20 protein-coding genes are annotated in these 19046 nt (G+C 64.2%); 7 read left to right on the top strand and 13 right to left on the bottom strand.

The window, feature by feature from the left end:
• Window positions 1-105: 105 nt before the first annotated feature.
• Window positions 106-555, bottom strand: coding sequence for a cyanase (gene cynS / locus G7026_RS04020; protein WP_181069483.1), 450 nt, complete (start codon window positions 553-555; stop codon window positions 106-108).
• A 364-nt stretch (window positions 556-919) separates the two neighbouring features.
• On the opposite strand from cynS, the gene G7026_RS04015 reads away from it, so the two are divergent.
• Together G7026_RS04015 and G7026_RS04010 are read left to right on the top strand one after the other, a co-directional pair.
• The gene (locus tag G7026_RS04015) at window positions 920-2860 is read left to right on the top strand and encodes a HAMP domain-containing methyl-accepting chemotaxis protein (protein WP_181069482.1); all 1941 of its coding nucleotides are present in this window, start codon (window positions 920-922) and stop codon (window positions 2858-2860) included.
• A gap of 63 nt (window positions 2861-2923) precedes the next feature.
• Window positions 2924-3379 carry a hypothetical protein gene (locus tag G7026_RS04010; protein WP_258190166.1) on the top strand — a complete coding sequence of 152 codons (456 nt, stop codon included), beginning with the start codon at window positions 2924-2926 and terminating at the stop codon, window positions 3377-3379.
• A gap of 5 nt (window positions 3380-3384) precedes the next feature.
• Here G7026_RS04010 and G7026_RS04005 read toward each other — a convergent pair whose 3' ends face one another.
• The gene (locus G7026_RS04005; RefSeq protein ID WP_181069481.1) at window positions 3385-4686 is read right to left on the bottom strand and encodes an MFS transporter; all 1302 of its coding nucleotides are present in this window, start codon (window positions 4684-4686) and stop codon (window positions 3385-3387) included.
• A gap of 133 nt (window positions 4687-4819) precedes the next feature.
• On the opposite strand from G7026_RS04005, the gene G7026_RS04000 reads away from it, so the two are divergent.
• The gene (locus tag G7026_RS04000) at window positions 4820-5251 is read left to right on the top strand and encodes an AAA family ATPase (RefSeq protein ID WP_181069480.1); all 432 of its coding nucleotides are present in this window, start codon (window positions 4820-4822) and stop codon (window positions 5249-5251) included.
• 14 nt (window positions 5252-5265) lie between these two features.
• Here G7026_RS04000 and G7026_RS03995 read toward each other — a convergent pair whose 3' ends face one another.
• Window positions 5266-5973 (bottom strand): ArsR/SmtB family transcription factor, encoded by a 708-nt coding sequence (locus tag G7026_RS03995; protein ID WP_181069479.1) that lies wholly within the window; start codon window positions 5971-5973, stop codon window positions 5266-5268.
• Between the two features lie 76 nt (window positions 5974-6049).
• Here G7026_RS03995 and G7026_RS03990 point away from each other — a divergent pair, with 76 nt between their 5' ends.
• Window positions 6050-7471 carry an MFS transporter gene (locus G7026_RS03990; RefSeq protein WP_181069478.1) on the top strand — a complete coding sequence of 474 codons (1422 nt, stop codon included), beginning with the start codon at window positions 6050-6052 and terminating at the stop codon, window positions 7469-7471.
• Here G7026_RS03990 and G7026_RS03985 read toward each other — a convergent pair.
• Window positions 7398-7682, bottom strand: a complete 285-nt coding sequence (locus G7026_RS03985) for a DUF1127 domain-containing protein (RefSeq protein ID WP_375138186.1) — start codon at window positions 7680-7682, stop codon at window positions 7398-7400. The two genes, G7026_RS03990 and G7026_RS03985, sit on opposite strands and share 74 nt — an antisense overlap.
• A gap of 95 nt (window positions 7683-7777) precedes the next feature.
• On the opposite strand from G7026_RS03985, the gene G7026_RS03980 reads away from it, so the two are divergent.
• Window positions 7778-9241, top strand: a complete 1464-nt coding sequence (locus tag G7026_RS03980) for an aminotransferase-like domain-containing protein (protein ID WP_181069477.1) — start codon at window positions 7778-7780, stop codon at window positions 9239-9241.
• Here G7026_RS03980 and G7026_RS03975 read toward each other — a convergent pair.
• The 5 genes from G7026_RS03975 to G7026_RS03955 form a co-directional block, all read right to left on the bottom strand.
• Window positions 9213-9530: a thioredoxin family protein gene (locus G7026_RS03975; RefSeq protein WP_181069476.1), complete on the bottom strand. Its 318-nt coding sequence runs from the start codon at window positions 9528-9530 to the stop codon at window positions 9213-9215. The two genes, G7026_RS03980 and G7026_RS03975, sit on opposite strands and share 29 nt — an antisense overlap.
• Window positions 9531-9685: 155 nt before the next feature.
• Window positions 9686-10609: an NADP-dependent oxidoreductase gene (locus tag G7026_RS03970; RefSeq protein WP_181069475.1), complete on the bottom strand. Its 924-nt coding sequence runs from the start codon at window positions 10607-10609 to the stop codon at window positions 9686-9688.
• A 149-nt stretch (window positions 10610-10758) separates the two neighbouring features.
• A complete protein-coding gene (locus G7026_RS03965) occupies window positions 10759-11868 on the bottom strand; it encodes a metallophosphoesterase (RefSeq protein WP_181069474.1) in 1110 nt (369 codons plus the stop codon).
• A 153-nt stretch (window positions 11869-12021) separates the two neighbouring features.
• Window positions 12022-13068: a hypothetical protein gene (locus G7026_RS03960; RefSeq protein WP_181069473.1), complete on the bottom strand. Its 1047-nt coding sequence runs from the start codon at window positions 13066-13068 to the stop codon at window positions 12022-12024.
• 288 nt (window positions 13069-13356) lie between these two features.
• Window positions 13357-14229 carry an alpha/beta hydrolase gene (locus G7026_RS03955; RefSeq protein ID WP_181069472.1) on the bottom strand — a complete coding sequence of 291 codons (873 nt, stop codon included), beginning with the start codon at window positions 14227-14229 and terminating at the stop codon, window positions 13357-13359.
• A 289-nt stretch (window positions 14230-14518) separates the two neighbouring features.
• On the opposite strand from G7026_RS03955, the gene G7026_RS03950 reads away from it, so the two are divergent.
• The gene (locus G7026_RS03950; RefSeq protein ID WP_181069471.1) at window positions 14519-14770 is read left to right on the top strand and encodes a hypothetical protein; all 252 of its coding nucleotides are present in this window, start codon (window positions 14519-14521) and stop codon (window positions 14768-14770) included.
• A gap of 120 nt (window positions 14771-14890) precedes the next feature.
• Here G7026_RS03950 and G7026_RS03945 read toward each other — a convergent pair whose 3' ends face one another.
• The 3 genes from G7026_RS03945 to G7026_RS03935 all read right to left on the bottom strand — a co-directional run bounded on the left by G7026_RS03945 (window position 14891) and on the right by G7026_RS03935 (window position 17845).
• Window positions 14891-15775, bottom strand: a complete 885-nt coding sequence (locus G7026_RS03945) for a manganese catalase family protein (RefSeq protein ID WP_181069470.1) — start codon at window positions 15773-15775, stop codon at window positions 14891-14893.
• Between the two features lie 272 nt (window positions 15776-16047).
• The gene (locus G7026_RS03940) at window positions 16048-16845 is read right to left on the bottom strand and encodes an exodeoxyribonuclease III (RefSeq protein WP_181069469.1); all 798 of its coding nucleotides are present in this window, start codon (window positions 16843-16845) and stop codon (window positions 16048-16050) included.
• A gap of 85 nt (window positions 16846-16930) precedes the next feature.
• The gene (locus G7026_RS03935) at window positions 16931-17845 is read right to left on the bottom strand and encodes a LysR family transcriptional regulator (RefSeq protein WP_181069468.1); all 915 of its coding nucleotides are present in this window, start codon (window positions 17843-17845) and stop codon (window positions 16931-16933) included.
• Window positions 17846-17955: 110 nt separating this feature from the next.
• Here G7026_RS03935 and G7026_RS03930 point away from each other — a divergent pair, with 110 nt between their 5' ends.
• Window positions 17956-18699 carry an SDR family oxidoreductase gene (locus tag G7026_RS03930; protein ID WP_181069467.1) on the top strand — a complete coding sequence of 248 codons (744 nt, stop codon included), beginning with the start codon at window positions 17956-17958 and terminating at the stop codon, window positions 18697-18699.
• Between the two features lie 19 nt (window positions 18700-18718).
• On the opposite strand, the gene G7026_RS03925 is transcribed toward G7026_RS03930, so the two are convergent.
• Entirely contained in the window at window positions 18719-19045 is a 327-nt protein-coding gene (locus G7026_RS03925; protein WP_181069466.1) for a protealysin inhibitor emfourin, read from the bottom strand.
• Window position 19046 lies beyond the last annotated feature (1 nt).

Raw genomic sequence — 19046 nt, 5'->3', positions numbered from 1 at the left:
CAGTGCAGGATGGGGATGGACGGGTTCGCCCTTCAGGCGTACCGCGCGATCACGTCGGCCTGGCGACTCGCCGGCTGGCGCTCCTTCTCACACGGACAGCGGCGCTCAGTAGGTCTTGTAGGGCAGGAACTTGCCCGAGAGCACGACGTTGACGCGATCCCCCTTGGGGTCGGGCTGGCGCTGGATGTCCATGGAAAAGTCGATCGCACTCATGATGCCATCGCCGAACTCCTCATGGATCAGTTCCTTGATCGTCGTGCCGTAGACGTTGACCAGTTCGTACCAACGATAGATCAACGGATCGGTCGGTATGGCGGTGGGCAGCGAGCCCTTGTAGGGAACGATCTGCAGCCAGGCGACAGCCTCGTCGGGCAGGCCGAACAACCCGCCGACGACTTCGGCCTGGGCTTTGTCCAGGGTCATCTGACCCAGGCAGGCCGCTGTCGTCCACTCCTTGGACAGGCCGACGGCTTCGGCCACCTGGGACCACTTCAGGCCTCTGGCGACCTTGGCGGCGAGGATCATCTGGGTAACCTGTTCACGGCTGGAAATCATCGATAGCAACCTCTGTGGGGGGTGACGCCGCGAGCGGCGAATGGGGCCTCGAGCTGTGACGGCGAGCGGGTCGGTTGGGCGCAAACTCGGCCGAAACGCACCAGGCCGGGGCAACCCGCCATGGATATCGCCAAACGTTGCGGGAGGCGCCACCACGGCTATCCAAAATGCACAAGCCATGCCGACCCGTTTCTCCTCGGCATTGAGCGGAAGAATTGACCTGGATCAAGCGCGCCTGCAATTTTCTCGACGACGCCTCAATGGCGTCAGAATGCCACTAAAGCTGTCGACGATCCTGCCGAAGCCCTGTTTCCGCAAATCCGGTGCGTCTCACCGGACAGGCCTAATCGAACTGGGGAACAAGATGTATCAATGGAGTGAAAAGCGGCTGGCTGATCTGTCGGTTGCCAACAAGCTCATCGTGGGTTTCGGCCTGGTGCTCCTGCTGACGTGCCTGGTGGCCGCGCTCAGCGTGCGCAGCTTGAGCGAGGTTGCGCAAAGCAATCGCGAACTGTTGAAGGTCGACACGCTGCAACAACTGGTATTGCAGGCCCGCAGCGAGCGCATCCTGTTCGGCATCGCCGGTGAAAAGGCGCATGCCGACAAGGTCGTCGAGCTGACCGTGGAGATGCAGTCACTGCTCGAATCCTTCGCGGGTTCGCTCGATTCGCCGAGCAGCCTGGCCATCGCCAGCGAGCTGCAGAACACTATCCCGGCCTATCGCAGCGCCCTGCAGCGGATGGTCGAAATCCGCACCGGCCGCGAACAGATCCGCGGCGTGCTGGTCAAGAGCGCCGAGCAGACCCTGGCTGGATTCAATGCCTTGCAGGAGCGCCTGTATAGCAGTATCAGGAACGATCCCTATGCGTCCGGCCTGATCGATCAGGTACGGGAAACCGAGGCGCTGAACAAGCAGGTGCTCAACATCCGCTATCTGGTGCGCGGCTTCATCTTCCAGCAGACGCCGCAATCGCAGCAGCTGGCCAGCGACGCGCTGGAACAGCTGTTCAAGGCGGCCGAGGCCAGCCGCAGCCGGCTCCCGGCGCCGGTCGCCGCCGACCTGGCCAGCACCCTCGAAGCCCTGCGCACCTACCAGGCATCGGTCGGTGCCTTTGGCGAGAGCCTGGCCACCGGGCGAGACGTGGACGCGGGTCTGGTGAAACTGGCCGACTCGCTGCGCACAAACGCCCAGGCCCTGCTGGACGATCGCCAGGACGCCCTGGCCGAGGCCACCCGAAAAGCGATCCGGCAGGTCATTCTGGTGGCCACCGCCGCCCTGCTGCTCGGCTTGCTGGCTGCATTGACGATCGGCAGCCAGGTCATCCGCCCGCTGCGCCAGACGCTCGGCCTGGCTGGGCGCATCGCCCAGGGTGACCTCAGCGCCCAGGCGACCACCGAGCGCCTGGACGAGCTCGGGCAGCTGCAGAACGCGATGGCGGAAATGGCTGGCAGCCTCCGGCACCTGGTGGGTCGTATCGGCAGTGGAGTATCCCGAATCACTCACTCGGCCGAGGCCCTGTCGACCATCACCGAGCAGACCAGTGCCGGCGTCAGCAGCCAGAAAATCGAGACCGACCAGGTGGCCACCGCCATGCATGAAATGGTCGCGACGGTGCAAGAAGTTGCGCGCAACGCCGAAGAGGCGTCCCAGGCCGCGCGCCTGGCCGATCAGCAGGCCAAGCAGGGAGACAAGGTGGTCAGCACCGCGATCAACGGTATCGAGCAGCTGGCCCAGGGCGTCCAGCGTTCGGCCGAAGCCATGGAACGCCTCAACGCGGAAAGCGAGCGGATCGGCAGCGTGCTGGACGTGATCAAATCGGTCGCCGAGCAGACCAACCTGCTGGCGCTCAACGCCGCCATCGAAGCCGCCCGGGCTGGTGAAGCCGGGCGCGGCTTCGCGGTGGTGGCTGACGAAGTGCGCGGCCTGGCCAAGCGCACGCAGCAGTCGACCTCCGAAATCGAAGCGCTGATTGCCGGGCTGCAACAGGGAGCACAGCAGGCCATGGCGACGATGCACGATAGCCGAGCGCTGACCGCCTCGACCGTCGACCTGACCCGCGAAGCGGGCCTCGCCCTGAGCACCATCACCCAGACCGTCTCGCAGATCCAGAACATGAATCTGCAGATCGCCGCGGCTGCCGAGCAGCAGAGCAGCGTCGCCGACGAGATCAACCGCAGCGTGGTCAACGTGCGCGAAGTGGCCGAGCAATCGGCGACCTCCAGCGAGGAAACCGCGGCGTCGAGCATCGAGTTGGCACGCCTGGGTAACGAACTGCAGCAACAGGTCGCGCGTTTCAGGCTCTAAGCAGATGCCTGCGGTTGGACCAACTCCGGCTGCAGGCACTTCGTCCGAAACGAGGAGTTCTCGATGACCCCATTGCGCCTTGCGCCCCTGCTGTTCGCGCTGTCAGCCTGCAGCACCACCCCGCCCGGCAACGATGCCTCGCAACCGCCGCTAAACCCGGCCATCGCCGCCTTTCGCAGCATCTGCCTGGAAACCGCGCCAAGCTTCGCCGGAGCTTCGGCAGCGGCTCGCCAGCATGGTATCGACGGACTCACCGACATGGGCTTCGTCAAATTGGGCGTGACGGCCGACAAATCCATTGGCGTACAGGTCAAGGAAAACAGCGAATGCGCGGTGACCACCCCCAGTCAGCCGGAGGAGCACCTCACGCGGCAGTTCCTGGAGACGATCGCCGACACCACCGGGGGCCCGGCCGGCCGTCAGGTGCCGATCAAGGTCAGCGTCGGCGGCCAGACCTTCCTCTTCACCCACGACCGTAACGGCGGCGAAGCCTATGTGATGCTCAGGCCCGAGCCGTAGCAGGCTTAGCGGTTGACCACCTTCGCCGGCAGCGCCACCACCAGCAGCGAGCTGAGCACCAGGCACCCAGCGAAGAACCACATCGCGCCGGTGCTCGAACCGGTGAGGTCGAGCGCCAGCCCGACCAGCGAGTTGCTCACCAGCCCCGCGATGTTGGCCAGCGAGCAGGCCAGCGCAAAGCCGGTGGCCGCGGCGGTCCCGCTGAGAAAGGTCGCTGGCAGGCTGAAGAACACCGGTACCGCGCCGATGATCGTCGCCTGGGCGATGGCGAAGAGAATCACCGTGCCCGTCGCGCTATGGTTGAACCAAGTGCTGCCCGCCATGGCCAGCGCACCGATCCAGAACGGCACGATGATGTGCCAACGCCGCTCGCGGAAGCGGTCCGAACTCGCGCCTAGGGCCAGCATGCCGAGCAGCGCGGCCAGACTCGGAATCGCGGTGAGCCAGCCGATGGTCAGCGGATCGGCCACGCCGGCGTTGCGCAGGAACGTCGGCATCCAGAACCCCATGGCATAGGCGCTGAGCAGGATCGAGAAATCGATCCCGCCGAGCATCCAGACCTTCAGGTTGAAAAAACCCTCGCGAAAGCTCTGCCCGCTGCCGGGGCTCTGCTGCTCGTCGAGGGCGAGCTGCGCGGCGATGAGCTGCGCCTGGGAGGGTTTCAGCCAACGGGCCTGCTCCGGGCCGTTCGGCAACAGCCGAAACGCCAGCACGCCGAGCAGCACGCTAGGCAGGCCTTCGAGCAGAAACAGCCACTGCCAGCCGTGCAGCCCGCTGACCTGATCGAAACGCCCCATGATCCAGCCCGACAGCGGTCCGCCGACCAGGCTCGACAGCGGCAAGCCGATCATGAACAGAGCAATGATCCGCCCGCGGCGCCAGCTCGGAAACCAGAGCGTCAGGTAATAGAGCACCCCAGGCAGAAAGCCCGCCTCGGCCGCACCAAGCAGAAAACGGATGAGGTAGAACTGCCCCGGCGTCTGCACGAACAGCGTGCAGGCCGACAGCACGCCCCAACTGATCATGATCCGGGCGATCCAGATCCGCGCCCCGACGCGCCTGAGCACCAGATTGCTCGGCACCTCGAAGAGGATGTAGCCGACGAAGAACAGCCCTGCCCCGAGCCCGAACGCCGCCTCGCTGAATTGCAGCTGCTCGGCCATCTGCAACTTGGCGAAGCCGACATTGATCCGGTCGAGATAGGCGGCGAGGTAGCAGAAGCAGAGGAACGGGATCAGCCGCCAGGTGATGGTGCGATACAGGCGGCGCAGTTCATCGTCGCTGGGCTGGACTGGCGCAACGGTCATCGAGCGGTCTCCGGGTAGTGGCGGTCTGCGTCAGGGTGAAGTTGGCATCGGGGTGGCGGCGAGCTGAATACAATGCCTTGACCCGAAGGTCTCAGGTTTACCGCTCACGCAGCGTATCGGTTGGCGTCCTCGCATGGAATTGATTCTCTTCATCGGCATCCAGGCCGCGGGCAAATCCACGTTCTACACCCGGCGGTTCTTCGACACCCACCTGCGCCTCAATCTCGACATGCTGCGCACACGTCATCGCGAGCGGTCCTTGTTGCAGGCCTGCCTCGCGACACAGCAACGCGTGGTGGTGGACAACACCAACCCGACCCTCGCCGAACGTGCCGTCTATATCGCGCCGGCGCGGGCCGCCGGGTTCCGGGTGATCGGCTATTTCTTCGAGCCCGACCACCACGGCTGCGAACAGCGCAACAAGGCCCGCGCCCGACAGGTACCGCCCGCCGGCTTGTTCGGCACCCTCAAGCGCCTGCAACGACCGAGCCTGGAAGAAGGCTTCGATGAACTGCACCGCGTGGTGCTCGAGCCCGACGGGCAGTTTCGCGTGGCGCCCTATTAGCCTGCGCGGCAGTCTTAAAGACCGGCCTGGGCAACGATATCGAAGCCGAAATGCTTGCGGCACTGACGGCTGCCCTTGGCGGTAACTCGCAAGGCGCGCGAGTCGAGGTCCTTCACCACCCACCCGCGGCTACTCATCAGGTCGAGCAACGCGGCGGCGAGGCTGCCGCCCAGGTGCGGACGCCGCTCGCTCCAGTCCAGGCAGGGATAGGCGAAGCGCCTACGACGGCCTCGCGCCTCGTCCACATCGACGCCCATCGCCACTAGCGCTTCGCGGCCTCGATCGGTGAGCCCGTAACCGTCCTGCTCCGGCGCGATCCAGGCTTGCGCCAGCAGGGCGTCGTGAAGCTTGACCGCCACCTCGCCCGCGCAGTGGTCGTAGCAGGTACGCGCATGACGCAGCGGCGACGGCGTGCTCGGTCGGAACGGCGTACGCGCCACGCCGGCAGCGGTCAGCAAGGCCTCCAGCGCAGCCGCCACTTCGGCGTTGGCCAGGCGGAAGTAGCGGTGCTTGCCCTGGGACGACATTGCCACCAGTCCTTGATCGCACAGACGCCGGAAATGTCCACTGGCGGTGGAGCTGCCGATATCGGCCAGCGCAGCCAGCTCCGTTGCGGTACGCGCATGGCCGTCGAGCAGGCTGCAGAGCATGCGGGCCCGCGCGCGATCCGCGATCGCACCGGCGATATCGGCCAAATGAAGGTCTGCCTGGTCCGCATTCATGGTTCGGCCCATCCCGAAGTGTCGGCTACAGCCGACAGCATACTGCGTTGCCATACCCTTCGCAGGAGGCAGCTGCATGCAACGATCGGATTTCTTTGGCCGCAAGGTGATGTGGGCAGTCTTCACGATGGCCGTGTTCGGCTGGGGTGTAGGCTTTTACGGGCCGCCGATCTTTCTCCACGCCGTGATGCAGCGCACCGGCTGGCCGCTGTCGTTGGTCTCTGGAGCGGTCACGCTGCACTTTCTCGCCGGCACGCTAGTGGTGGCCAACTTGCCGCGGATCTACGCCCGTTTCGGCATCGCCCGTGTGACCTTTGGCGGTTCGCTGATGCTCGCCCTCGGGATTGGCGGCTGGGCTGTCGCCGCAACGCCCTGGCAGCTGCTGTTGGCGGCGCTGTTCAGCGGCATGGGCTGGGTAACGCTCGGCGCGGCAGCAGTCAATGCGCTCATCGCGCCGTGGTTCGTCACCACCCGCCCCGCTGCACTGGGAATGGCCTACAACGGGGCGAGCCTGGGCGGCGTGCTGTTCTCACCGTTGTGGGTAGCGTCGATCGCGACCCTGGGTTTCGGCGGCGCTACGTTAACGGTCGGTCTGTCGGTGGTCGCCGTGATCGGCATCCTGGCCTGGCACATATTCATCCATAGCCCCGAATCGCTCGGGCAACGTCCAGATGGCGAGACTTTACCCTGTCAAGACCACTCCCACGATGATCAGCGGTGCGCTGGCGGGAGCGGTTTTGACCGCGATCGTCTGCACCACCCCGCTCGCGCTCAGGTCCAGCCTCGTGAGCTCGAGCACACCCCAATGGCCGCAGCCGTGCAGGGGCGTTCGCCCGTACACCTGCCGGGACGTGCCCTCTGGCGCAATCGGCAATTCATCACCCTGGCGCTGGGAATGTCGCTGGGTCTGTTCGCGCAGATCGGGCTGATCACCCATCTGTTCAGCCTGCTGATACCACGCCTTGGCGGTCAATGGGCGGGGATTGCGATGGGCGTTGCGACACTCGCCGCCATAGGCGGACGCATCCTGGTAGGGCGTTATCTGAGGCCAGGCACCGACCGGCGCAAGGTTGCCTGCTGCGCCTATGCCCTGCAGGTTTTCGGCTCGCTGGTTCTGCTCGCAGCCGATGGCCAGCCCGCGCTGTTGTGGCTCGGGGTGGTCCTGTTCGGATCGGGTATCGGCAACGCGACCTCCCTGCCCCCGTTGATCGCGCAGTTGGAGTTCGCCGATGCGCAGCGCGCCGTCTCGCTGATCGTTGCCCTGTCGCAGGCCTGCTACGCCTTCGGCCCGGCGCTGTTCGGGCTGTTACGCGAAGCATCACCGGCAGGCTGGGGCGGCGCGGCCGTGCTGGCGATGGCCGCGCTGATTCAAAGTTTGTCCATCATCAGCTTGGCTCTGGGCCGACGCGTCGACATCACCGAGTTCAGCGCAGCAGCTGCCAGAACGGCAGCGTCGCCTCCCGCTCAGCCTGCTGACGCGTCAGGCCGACATCCTTGAGTTGATCGTCGGTCATCCGCAACAGGGCGCGGCGCGTTTGCTGACGTAGCCGGAAGCGGGCCCAGAGACGACTGAGCGAGACGGGCTCGGTACTGGGGACGGTAAGTCTGGTTGGAATTAGGCTGGCTTTCATGTCGACGTCCATACGAAGGGATATCACCATGATCGGCATCGCGCCATCTGTATTGAAGATCCAGAACCAGCCAATCATTTGCAGCACAGAATGGCCTGTTCCGCATCTGAATCCCTGAAAACGGGGCTATCTGTATTGTGACGACCCGCAAGGGCTCGGGTATGGTGCCGGGCATGACGCTCTATCTCGAACTTGCCGAATCCCTTGGCCAGCGCATCGAACAAGGCCTTTACCGCCCGGGCGAACGCTTGCCTTCCGTGCGTTCGCTGAGCCTCGAGCACGGCGTCAGCCTGACGACCGTGCAACAGGCTTACCGCGTGCTCGAAGACGCCGGCCTGGCGACGCCGCGCCCGAAGTCCGGCTACTTCGTGCCGGACGAGCGACGCCTGCCCGAACTGCCCCGGGTTGCTCGCCTGGCGCAACGGCCGGTGGAAATCTCTCAGTGGGAAGACATTCTCGAGCTGATGCGCAGCCGCCCGGCACCGGAGCTGATGCAGTTCGGCCGCGGCATGCCCGATGTCGTCTCGCCGACGCTCAAGCCGCTGCTTGCAAGCCTTGCGCGCCTGAGCAGGCGCAGCGACACGCCCGGCCTGTACTACGGCGACATCCAGGGATTGCGGGCATTGCGCGAGCAGGTCGCACGCCTTGCGCTCGATTCCGGTTGCCAAATCACAGCCGATGACCTGGTGATTACCAACGGCTGCATCGAGGCGCTCTCCACCGCCGTGCGGGCGATATGCCAGCCGGGCGACATCGTTGCTGTGGATTCGCCGAGCTTTCATGGCGCCATGCAAACGCTCAAGGGCGTCGGCATGAAGGCGCTGGAAATCCCGACCGACCCGCTCACCGGCATCAGCCTGGAGGCGCTGGAGCTGGCGCTCGAGCAATGGCCGATCAAGGCGATCCAAATCACCCCGACCTGCAACAACCCGTTCGGCTACATCATGCCGGAGGCCAACAAGCGCGCCCTGTTGCGCCTGGCTCAGCAATTCGATGTGGCGGTCATCGAGGATGACGTCTACGGCGACCTGGCCTACCGCTACCCGCGCCCACGCACGCTCAAGTCGTTCGATATCGAGGGGCGGGTGCTGCTCTGCAGCTCCTTCTCCAAATCGCTCGCGCCAGGGCTGCGGGTTGGCTGGATCGCACCGGGGCGCTATCTGCAGCGCATCCTGCACATGAAGTACATCGGCTCGGGTGCGACGGGCACTCAACCGCAGATGGCCATCGCCCAATTCATTTCAGAGGGGCACTACCCACCGCACCTTCGCCGGATGCGCAGCCAGTACCAACGCAACCGCGATCAGATGAGCGCCTGGGTCAGCCGTTATTTTCCCGCCGGGACGCGCATCAGCCAGCCGCTGGGCGGCTTTATGCTGTGGGTCGAGATGACGGAGCAGTTCGACAGCCTCGAACTGAACCGGCGCCTGCTCGAACAAGGCATTCAGATCGCGCCGGGTTGTATCTTCTCCGCAGCCGGCAAGTACCGGAACTGCCTGCGCTTGAACTACGCCGCCCGCCCCTGCCCCGAGCTGGAGGCCGCGGTGCGCCGTATCGGCGAAACCGCGGCGCAGTTGCTAAGTGAATCGGAGCCGCCGGCGCGGGTGATCAGTTCAGCTGGGCCAGCGCCTGGCTGATCTCACCGACGTCGGTCGGCCGCACCACACGGGCGACTTCCTGCCCCTGACGCATGAAGATCAGCGTCGGCCAGAGCTTGACGCGGAAGGTGCGGCCAAGCACCCGACCCTTGCCGTCCTCGACCTTGATATGGCGAATACCGGATCGCGTGGCGAGGGTCTGTTCGATCAAAGGTTGCGCGGCGCGGCAGTGGCCGCACCAGTCGGTGCCGAACTCGATGACGGTCTCCCCTTCGAGCGCATCGACTTCTTCACGCGACGGGGCCTGGGGCGAATAAGGGCCATTCATGAGGGCGCTCCTGCAGTGGCTGATGGAGGGTTGACAGCGCAAGCACTGCGTTCATTGCACGAACCGATAGCTCTGCGTGCTAGGCGATAGACTGGGCGGGCTTTTTCGCGGTCAAGACCGGTCCCACAAAGACCGGCCCCATGAGCCAGGTATCTTCAGTCACTCACGTGAATGACGATCTTGCCGCGGACATGGCCGGTCTGGCTCAGGCGCATGGCGTCTGCGGCTTTTTCCAGCGGGAAGGTTTCGGCGATGGGCACGATCAGGCGGCCTTCGACGGCCATGTCGGCCAGCACGCGCAGGTCCGCGCCGCTTGGGCGCACCCAGGCCCACAGCCCGCCGGCGGATGACACCGAGTCGTCGACGATCGAGCCGTGACGGCCACCTTCGCGCAGCACCGCCCGGGTCTGCTCCAGCACGCCACCGACGAAGTCCACCACCACGTCCACACCTTCGGGTGCCAGCGCGCGGACGCGCTCGACCAGGCCATCGCCATAGGCCACCGGCTCGACACCGAGCGAACGCAGAAACTCGTGGTTCTTTTCCGACGCGGTACCGATCACCCGTGCGCCGAGGTAACGCGCGATCTGCACGGCCTGGATGCCCACTCCACCCGCAGCGGCATGCACCAGCCCCACGTCCTTTTCGCCGGTGTGCAGACGGGTCAGCAATTGGTAGGCGGTGAGGCCCGCCAGGGGAATGGCAGCCGCCTGGTCCCAGTCGAGACTGGCCGGCTTGCGAGTGACCGCGCGCGCCGGAACGGTCGCCAGCTCGGCGTAGGTGCCGTCGTGGACAAAATCCTTGCGGGCGTAGGCCATCACTTCATCACCGGGCGAAAATTCCGGTACGTCGAAGCCGACGGCCTCGACAACCCCGGCAACGTCCCAGCCCGGCGTCACCGGAAAGAAGGTCTGAATCGCCCCATCGAGGGCGCCGGCCATGAGTTTCCAGTCCACCGGATTCACTGCCGCACGGCGCACGCGGATCAGCACCTCACCAGGCGCTACCTTCGGCGCGGGCCGCTCGCCAAGTTTCAGCACGTCAGGGTCGCCGTAGCGCTCATAGATCATGGCTTTCATGGTTGTCTCCTGGCATTGGTTGGCGGCGCGGCAGCGCGCCGAGTGCAGATACGTGACGCCTTTCGATTGGTCCCGATGCCGCCGTTGCGAGTTCATCCCCGCCGACTGCCGGAGCCTGTGCAGAGCGGGTGCGAGGCGCAAGAATCGCCTCAGCTCGCCGCCACCAGGCGGATCCGAGTGATCTCCGAGGGTGCGCCGAAACGTATCGGCGGTCCCCAATAGCCGGTACCACGGCTGATGTACACCTGCAGCTGCCCTGCCCGCTGCAGGCCAGCCACCCAGGGCTGCTGCAACCGTACGAAGTGCATCCAGGGCCAGAACTGACCGCCATGGGTATGCCCCGACAGTTGCAGGTCATACCCCGCCTCGCGGGCGGCAGTGGCCGAACGCGGCTGATGCGCCAGCAGGATCTTCGGGGCATCGGCCGGCGCTCCGGCCAGTGCGGCCTGGGGGTCGCTGCGGTGGTCGGGGTAGAAATGGCCGGCCGAATAATCGGTGACGCCCGCCACTACCAGTTCGCCTCCGTCGTGGGCGAGCCGCACGTGCTCGTTGAGCAGCACCTGCAGGCCGAGCCGGTCGAACTCGGCGACCCAGGACTTGGCGCCGGAGTAATACTCATGGTTGCCGGTCACCACCAGCGTACCGTGTCGAGCCTTGAGGTCGGCAAGCGGCGCGATGTCGTCGCGCAGGTCGGCGACGCTGCCGTCCACCAGATCGCCGGTAATGGCGATCAGGTCCGGCGACAGCGCATTGGCCCGCTCGACGATGCCGTCCAGGTAGCCACGCTTGATGGTCGGCCCGACATGGATGTCGCTGAGCTGAACGATGGTGAAGCCGTGCAGCGGCTCGGGCAGGTCGTCCAGGACGATCTCCCGCTCGACCACACGCGCCACCCGACGTGCGTTGAGCAAACCGAACAGCGTCAGCGCGATCACCAGCCCGACCACGACCAGCGCCGAGTCATGGGCGAAGCCGGGCCAGTCCAGGCCGGTCAGCGACAGCACGGCAAGCGCGAAACCACGCAGCAGCGCGAGCACCGCCAGGCTCGAGAACACACCCATCACCAACAACGCCGTCCAGGCGAGCCACGCCGTACCCTGACGCCGCATGCCCATGGGCAGCAGCAGGCAGGAAATCATCAGATAGAGCCAGGCAGCGCCAGTCCCCACTGGGCCCAAGGCCAGATCGGGAATCAGCGTGACACCGACGAACAGGTGCAGGCCGGCCAGTACCAGCAAAATCATCAATCGTGAACGCATCGAGGTCTCTCAGCAGGAGCTACGGATCAGACGCCGACGGCGTTCCGGTTGCTCAAGGGATGAGCCGCGATGATGCGCGATTTTCTCAAAAGAAACTGCTGTGGAGAGAGCGCGAGAGAAAAAAGGCGCCGCCGAGCGGCGGCGCCTTTCCTGTCAGCGCTGGATCACGGTCGCGACGTTGCCGGTACCGTTCTGCATCACGGTGGCGCTGAGGCCCCAGCTCGTCAGATCGGGGCCGCCCTGGGTGATCGTCGCCTGGTTGGCATTGCCGACCTGGCTGACCGCGGCGTCCAGGTAGTAGCCGTCCTGAGTAACACTGATGAGGTTTTCCGAGCCTTGCTGGGAGAAGGTTGTGGTATTGAAATCGCCACCTTGCACGACCTCCACCGCATTGGCGTCGCCAATCGAGACGCCGGTGATTTCGCTGCTGCGCCCACTCTGATCGACCACCAGGTCGTTGCCGTTACCTTCCTGTACGAGGTCGATAAGGTTGTTCCCACCTGCCTGGGCAACCTGAGCGGTATTCGCATCCCCTGCCTGCTCCAGGCGAACCAGCCCGGCGTTGTATCGATTGGAATACTGGTCCACGTCCGCGTTGTTGTCGTTGCCTACTTGGGCGACTTCGATGGTGCCGCCGAATCCATTGACGTCTTGCACAATGGACAGCACGTTGCCGTCTCCAACCTGCTGACTGACGGTGGCTCCGCTACCCAATTGAGTGAGGGTGGTGGAGTTGTCGTTGCCTATCGACGACACATCGGCCCGGTTCTGCCTCGCGTTCTGCTCGATCACGTGCAGGTTGCCGCTACCTTGCTGCGACGAGACGACCTGGTTGTCCGCTATCTCCTGCCAGATCACCGAATAGTTGCCTTCGCCGACCTGATTGATGGCCGCGTCTTGTCGCTGGCCTTCCTGATAGATGCTGGCATTGTTGCTCGTCCCGTCCTGATCGATGACGGCAATATGCTCCAGGCCGGCCTGGATGGTTTCGGCAAGGTTCGAATCACCGGACTGGATGACGGTCGAGCTCTGCAGGTCACCGTCCTGGAACTGGACGATCTGGTTACCGTCGCCGTTGGACTGCTCGGCGAATACCTCGTTGTCGTTTCCGGTCTGGCTCTGATCTACCTGGTTGGCAGCGGTGGCGTTGAGACTGAGGGCGAACAGAATGGCGGTGGCCAAGGGTTTGGGTGTGAACATGCGCAATAAGCTCCTGAACGAGTGCGTCGGCACAGGCGGGTCGGGCGACATCCGAGGTCTCCCCACCGGCCTCCTTGTACTGCACAGCGCTCGGATTGTTCGCCAGCGCGGCCAGGGAGGTGAATCGGCTTAACGGTGTAAAAAGAGCCGGACTCAATGGCCGACTGGATTAACCCCGCCTGGGCCGCGCTTGCGCAGGCGAAAACGGCCCAAGCCATTCGTCGGATCAGACGCAACGCCGTGTCGAACCCCCGAAATCGGGACCCATGGCACGGCGCCGTTCCGGTATCAGAAAAGCGCCTGGATCGCTTCCCGGTAGGCCTGGCGGCCGACACGCATGCTGTTGTTGTGGGTGGCGCCTTCCACCAGCAGCAATCGCTTGGGTTCGAGTGCCGCCTCGTACAGCTCCTGGCTGAAACGCGCCGGCACGTACTGATCCTGGGTGCCATGCACCACCAGCAGCGGCATGCCGATCTGATCGATCTTGTCGACCGAATCGAAGCGCTGCGACAGCAGCCAGCGCACCGGGAGGGAGGTGTCGGCCAGGACGGTGGCGATGTCGGCGAGCGTGGTGAAGGTCGACTCGATGATCAGGCCACGCGCCTGGACCTCGCCATTGGCGCTACGCGACTCGCTCCCCAGCTCGGCGGCAAGATCGACCGCTACCGCACCACCGAGGGAATGCCCGTAGATCAGGCGCTTGCTGGCATCGGGTTGCAGCGTCTTCATCCGTTCCCAGGCGATGCGCGCATCCTCATAGACCGTGGCTTCCGAGGGCGGATCGCCGAGGCTCTGGCCAAAGCCTCGATAGTCGATGGCGAAGACCGAGAAGCCCAGCGCGCGCAGCTGTTCGAGGCGAAACAGGTGCCCGGTGAGGTTCCAGCGCGCCCCGTGCAGATAAAGCACCGCAGGCGCATCCTCGCTCGCGGCAGGCCACCACCAGGCAGAAATGCTCTGCGTTTCGCCGAAGTTCGGACCCCGCAGCACCATTTCTTCTACACCCTCGGGCAAGCCGCCATACCAGCTCGCGTTACCCTGCTCGACGCGGAAGACCAATTCGCGCTCCTTCTGCTCGAGCATTGAACAACCCACCGGCAGCCCCACCACGAGCGCCACCAGCAGCAGCAACCCCGGCCAGCGGGGGAAACGCCTTTTTGCCATTTGTCTTACCCCATGAAAAAGAGCTGAAACATTGGGCCGGCTTAGGCCCTTGCGAAGCAAGTTGCTGACCAGGTCAAGGGGTAACCAGGCATGTCCAGCGCACGCAGGAGATCGATACCGTATCGCACCGGGCGCTCAAACCGAGCGTCGATCGAGCTATCGATCCCGAGCGACAAGTATTCGAAAAGCATCAATGGAGGTAATGGTCACTATCGCCACGTCCGTCTTTGGAGATTGGTCCTGTCTGGGTAGCCTTTGCTCTGTACCCATTTCCCACGAGGAAGCCACCATGAAAAAGCTAATTGCCAGCCTGATCCTGGCCAGCCTGAGCGGCACCGTGTTCGCCATCCCGGCCGAGCCGCAGAAACTTCTGTTCGAGGCACAGCCCTCCCATGACCAGACCACTACCACCGTGGCCGAAGGCGGCTTCGAACGTACGCCGTTGGGCCTGCAGCTCGCCGATGACGGTTTCGATCGCACTCCGCTGGGGCGTCTGCTGGCCGAAGGCGGCAGCGATCGCCTGATCGAGCGCAACAGCTGATGAGGCTGCGTTGGCCTGAATCCCAGGCGTCAAAACAAAAAACCCATGGAGCCACAAGCCCCATGGGTTTTCTGTTTTGTTGCCTGCCCGTAGCCGAGACCACGGGCGAGCATCGCGGTATCACTTCTTCTTCTGGACGGCCATTCCCGAGCCGAGATCGGCCCCGGTGATCGGGTCCAGCGACGGGTTGGAGGCCGTACGCTTGACCATCATCGTGGTCGCCTTCATCTCTTTTTCGGAGAGGTTCACCGTCGCCATGCCATCTCCGCCATCGACCGCCGGTTCCGGGCTTTCGATGTACTCCCACTCCGGCCCCTCGTTCCAAGGACCGCGCGTGTCGCCCTGGCCCTGGGACATGTTGAAGTACACGCTTTCGAACTCCGGCACCGGCGCCAGCTTGCCCTGCGGGAAGTTGGGTTGCAGCGAGTGCAGCGCCTTCTCGAAGGATTTCTGGTGGGCGATTTCGCGGGTCATCAGAAACTTCAGCGCATCCTGGATGCCGGGGTCGTCGGTAACGTTGATCAGCCGCTCGTAAACGATCTTGGCTCGCGCCTCGGCCGCGATATTCGAACGCAGATCTGCGGTCGGCTCACCGATGGTGTCGACGTAGGCCGCGGTCCAGGGTATGCCCGCGGAGTTGATCAGCGGAGTACCGCCGCCGTAGAGCACCTGGGTCACATGGGAGTCGTTACCGGCACCGGTCAGCGAGCGATACATCTCGGCTTCCTTATCGATGCCTTCGGCAAGCTCACCACGGGCGCCTTTGTTGAGCATCGCGATGATCGAGCCAATCACTTCGAGGTGGCTGAGTTCCTCGGTGGCGATATCGATCAGCAAGTCTTTGCGGCCTGGGTCTTCCTCGGTCACGCCCTGGGTAAAGTAGCGCATCGCCGCGGCAAGTTCGCCTTGCGGACCCCCGAATTGTTCAAGCATGAGGTTCGCCAGGCCAGGATTAGGCTGAGCCACTCGCACGGTATATTGCAGTCGCTTGTTATGGACAAACATGCTGTTCTCCTGTGGGAAAATTAAACAGCGTCCTTTCAGCGTTATTTTCCATAGGTTAGAAACCGCAACGGTTTCAGGCCTGATCGACGAAGTTGCGACCAAACTTATAAAATGGAGAAGCGGCCCGGTCGATTAGTTCAGAGCTTGCGTCTATCTGGGCGAAAGCTTTTCTCTATCGTTGCGTATCGAGTCCAGCATTGGCGCGGGTTTGCCCGGCATCTGCCGACGGGTGGCACCACAGCCGCCCGCCGAACGGTCATCCGCCCTGCCGCTCACTTCCCGCTCGCGGCGCTCTTCAACTCGATCCAGGTGGGTGCGTGGTCGCTCGCCTTGGGCTGGTCGCGTACCCAGCGATCAACGCCTGCGTCGTGCAATCGCGGCGCGAGTTCGGCATTGAGCAACAGGTGATCGATACGCAGCCCTGAATTCTTCGGCCAGTGCTGGCGGAAGTAATCCCAGAAGGTATAGATGCGCTCGTCGGGATAGCGCTCGCGCAGAGCATCGACCCAGCCCTGGGCCAGCAAACGCTGGAAGCACTCACGGCTTTCCGGCTGAAGCAGCGCATCCTTGCGCCAGGAGCGTGGGTTATAGATATCGTCGTCGGTGGGCACCACGTTGTAATCGCCGGCCAACACCACCGGATGGCCACTGTCGAAGAGCCCTTGGGCATGGGCGATGAAATGCTCGAACCACTGCAGCTTGTAGTCGAATTTCGGCCCCGGCTGCGGATTGCCGTTGGGCAGATACAGGCAGCCGACGATCACTCCATGGGCGGCAGCCTCCAGATAGCGGCTGTGGCTGTCAGCCTCCATGCCGGGCAGGCCACGGCGGATTTCCAGCGGGTCCATGCCCCTGGCCAGAATGGCCACGCCATTCCAGGACTTCTGTCCGTGCCAGATCGCGCCATAGCCCGCGGCACGGATTTCGTCGATGGGGAAGGAAGCGTCCTGCGTCTTGAGCTCCTGCAGGCAGGCCACGTCGGGCGCCTCGCGCTCGAGCCATTGCAGCAGCGCGGGCAGACGCGAGCGAATGCCGTTGATGTTGAAGGTCGCGATTTTCAGTTTTTCCACGGCTTGGCCTCGTCGGGTGCGAGTCGGGAGCGGCGTTGGCCGGTCCAGGTCCTATTCCGACCGCCGTTGCGCCGCGAACGTGCCCTCAGCGGTGCGTGGGAAAGGACGCAGGATCAGCGAAGCGCTCGATCAGATAATCGTAGATCAGCCTCACCCGAGCCGGAACCGGCCCACGCTGCGGGCGGTAGATGAACAACTCCCACGGAGGCGGTGCGAACCCATCGAGCACAGTCACCAGCGCGCCGCTGCGGATATGCGGGACGGCCAGATAACCAGGTAGCTGCCCGTAAGCGAGGCCGCCCAGCACAGCCGTCAGCTCGGCCTCTGCATCGTCGCAAACGAAGGCCGGACGTTGCGGCGCGAGCATCTGCCCGTCGGCGAACATCCAGGGCCAGACCCGACCGCTGTTGCGATCGATCAGCGCCGAGAGCGGCCGCTGCATCAGCGCCTCGAGTGATTCGGGTTTGCCGGTCGTGGCGAGCAGTTGCGGCGTCGCGACCACGTGAAAAGGAACCTGCGCCAGCGCCCGAGCGATATAGCGCCGGTCGCGGATCAGTCCTACACGCACCCCGATATCGATCTGTGCCGACACCGAGTCGGTCGGCTCGTCCGCCAGGCGCAGCTCGACCTGCAGGTTCGGATAACGCTGCAGCAGCGGCAGCAGTAGATCGAGCAACACCCGCCGACCCAACGCCTGCGGGGCGGTGATCCCGACGCGCCCGCCGATGGCGGCCTCGTCATCGCGGGCGTTGCGGCGAAACAGCTCGTCGAGCCCGTCCAGCGCCAGGCGCGCCTGTTGCGCCAGGGCCTGGCCATACGCCGTGATATGGACGCGACGTGTGTTGCGGTGGAACAGCACTTCGCCGAGTTCATCCTCCAGTGTCTTGACTGCACGCGTCACCGCCTGCGGTGAGATTCCCAGATGCGCGGCAGCCTCGCGAAAGCTTCCAGCCTGCGCTGCGGCGCAGAAAATTCGCAGCAGATCGACCCGATTGAGCATAAGGACCTCTATTCCAATAAGTGGAATAGCTTAATCCAAATCGTTCCATTTTTATCAGCCGCCCCCCTTTGCATACTGACCTCCCACAACGCATGAAAGGAAAACGGCTCATGAGCAATCGAATCGAAGGCAAGGTCGTGGTCATCACCGGTGCCAGCAGCGGCCTGGGCGAAAGCACTGCGCGGCATCTCTCGTCCCTCGGCGCCACCGTCGTACTCGGTGCTCGCCGCAAAGAACGCCTCGATGCCCTGGTGGAGGAGTTGACCGCAGCAGGCGGCAAGGCCGTCGCCTATGCCACCGACGTCACCCGTCAGGCCGACGTGCAGGCGTTGATCCAGGGCGCACTGGACAGCTTCGGTCGCGTCGATGTGCTGATCAACAACGCAGGCTTGATGGCCATCGCACCGATGAGCGAGACCAAGGTCGAGGAATGGGACCGGATGATCGACATCAACATCAAGGGCCTGCTCTACGGTGTCGCGGCCGTGCTGCCGGTGTTCGAACGGCAGAACGCAGGGCACCTGATCAACATCGCTTCGGTGGCAGGCATCAAGGTGTTCAGCCCCGGCGGCACTGTTTACAGCGGTACCAAATATGCGGTGCGCGCCATCACCGAAGGGCTTCGCCATGAACTCGGCGGCGCGGTACGCACTACCATCATCTCCCCCGGCGCGGTGGATTCGGAACTCAAGTACGGCAGCTCCCACGACGCCAGCGCGAAGAACGTCGTCGAGTTCTACAAGCAGGCGATATCGGCAGACTCGGTCGCGCGGGCCATCGCCTACGCCATCGAGCAGCCGGCAGATGTGGACATCAACGAAGTGGTTCTGCGTCCGACCGTTCAGGAGTTTTAAGGCCGAAGGGCCAGCGGCGCTAAGTGTCCAGCTGGCCCTTGTCCCACAGCCGCACCAGGTCCCCGGGGGCGCGCTCCTCGGGGATCTGCAACACCAGCTCGTCGTCGGCATCCTCGCTCCGGTAGCGCAGTTCCACCTTGTAGTAGCGCTGGTCGCCCTGGCCTGCCTGGGGCGTGGACAGCGGCAGGCAGCCCTCGAGCAGCGAGCAGATCTGCCCACGCTGCCCGGGATCGCACTGGGCGAAATCGATCTCCCGCGGGCGGCTGAGCATCGACATCGCGGCGAAGCCACCTTGGCGCGAAAGCCGCACCACCGTGTCCTGTCCCAGATCTGGCAATCGTTTCATC

The organism is Stutzerimonas azotifigens (assembly GCF_013522725.1).
Classification (GTDB): domain Bacteria; phylum Pseudomonadota; class Gammaproteobacteria; order Pseudomonadales; family Pseudomonadaceae; genus Stutzerimonas; species Stutzerimonas azotifigens_A.
The sequence above is the reverse complement of the archived record's forward strand: the minus strand, read 5'-3'. Positions and strand labels throughout refer to the sequence as shown.

Coding starts and splice junctions, on each gene's coding strand:
- cynS (WP_181069483.1), bottom strand. CDS start 555: ATGATTTCCAGCCGTGAACAGGTTACCCAGATGATCCTCGCCGCCAAG.
- G7026_RS04015 (WP_181069482.1), top strand. CDS start 920: ATGTATCAATGGAGTGAAAAGCGGCTGGCTGATCTGTCGGTTGCCAAC.
- G7026_RS04010 (WP_258190166.1), top strand. CDS start 2,924: ATGACCCCATTGCGCCTTGCGCCCCTGCTGTTCGCGCTGTCAGCCTGC.
- G7026_RS04005 (WP_181069481.1), bottom strand. CDS start 4,686: ATGACCGTTGCGCCAGTCCAGCCCAGCGACGATGAACTGCGCCGCCTG.
- G7026_RS04000 (WP_181069480.1), top strand. CDS start 4,820: ATGGAATTGATTCTCTTCATCGGCATCCAGGCCGCGGGCAAATCCACG.
- G7026_RS03995 (WP_181069479.1), bottom strand. CDS start 5,973: ATGAATGCGGACCAGGCAGACCTTCATTTGGCCGATATCGCCGGTGCG.
- G7026_RS03990 (WP_181069478.1), top strand. CDS start 6,050: ATGCAACGATCGGATTTCTTTGGCCGCAAGGTGATGTGGGCAGTCTTC.
- G7026_RS03985 (WP_375138186.1), bottom strand. CDS start 7,682: ATGATTGGCTGGTTCTGGATCTTCAATACAGATGGCGCGATGCCGATC.
- G7026_RS03980 (WP_181069477.1), top strand. CDS start 7,778: ATGACGCTCTATCTCGAACTTGCCGAATCCCTTGGCCAGCGCATCGAA.
- G7026_RS03975 (WP_181069476.1), bottom strand. CDS start 9,530: ATGAATGGCCCTTATTCGCCCCAGGCCCCGTCGCGTGAAGAAGTCGAT.
- G7026_RS03970 (WP_181069475.1), bottom strand. CDS start 10,609: ATGAAAGCCATGATCTATGAGCGCTACGGCGACCCTGACGTGCTGAAA.
- G7026_RS03965 (WP_181069474.1), bottom strand. CDS start 11,868: ATGCGTTCACGATTGATGATTTTGCTGGTACTGGCCGGCCTGCACCTG.
- G7026_RS03960 (WP_181069473.1), bottom strand. CDS start 13,068: ATGTTCACACCCAAACCCTTGGCCACCGCCATTCTGTTCGCCCTCAGT.
- G7026_RS03955 (WP_181069472.1), bottom strand. CDS start 14,229: ATGGCAAAAAGGCGTTTCCCCCGCTGGCCGGGGTTGCTGCTGCTGGTG.
- G7026_RS03950 (WP_181069471.1), top strand. CDS start 14,519: ATGAAAAAGCTAATTGCCAGCCTGATCCTGGCCAGCCTGAGCGGCACC.
- G7026_RS03945 (WP_181069470.1), bottom strand. CDS start 15,775: ATGTTTGTCCATAACAAGCGACTGCAATATACCGTGCGAGTGGCTCAG.
- G7026_RS03935 (WP_181069468.1), bottom strand. CDS start 17,845: ATGCTCAATCGGGTCGATCTGCTGCGAATTTTCTGCGCCGCAGCGCAG.
- G7026_RS03930 (WP_181069467.1), top strand. CDS start 17,956: ATGAGCAATCGAATCGAAGGCAAGGTCGTGGTCATCACCGGTGCCAGC.
- G7026_RS03925 (WP_181069466.1), bottom strand. CDS start 19,045: ATGAAACGATTGCCAGATCTGGGACAGGACACGGTGGTGCGGCTTTCG.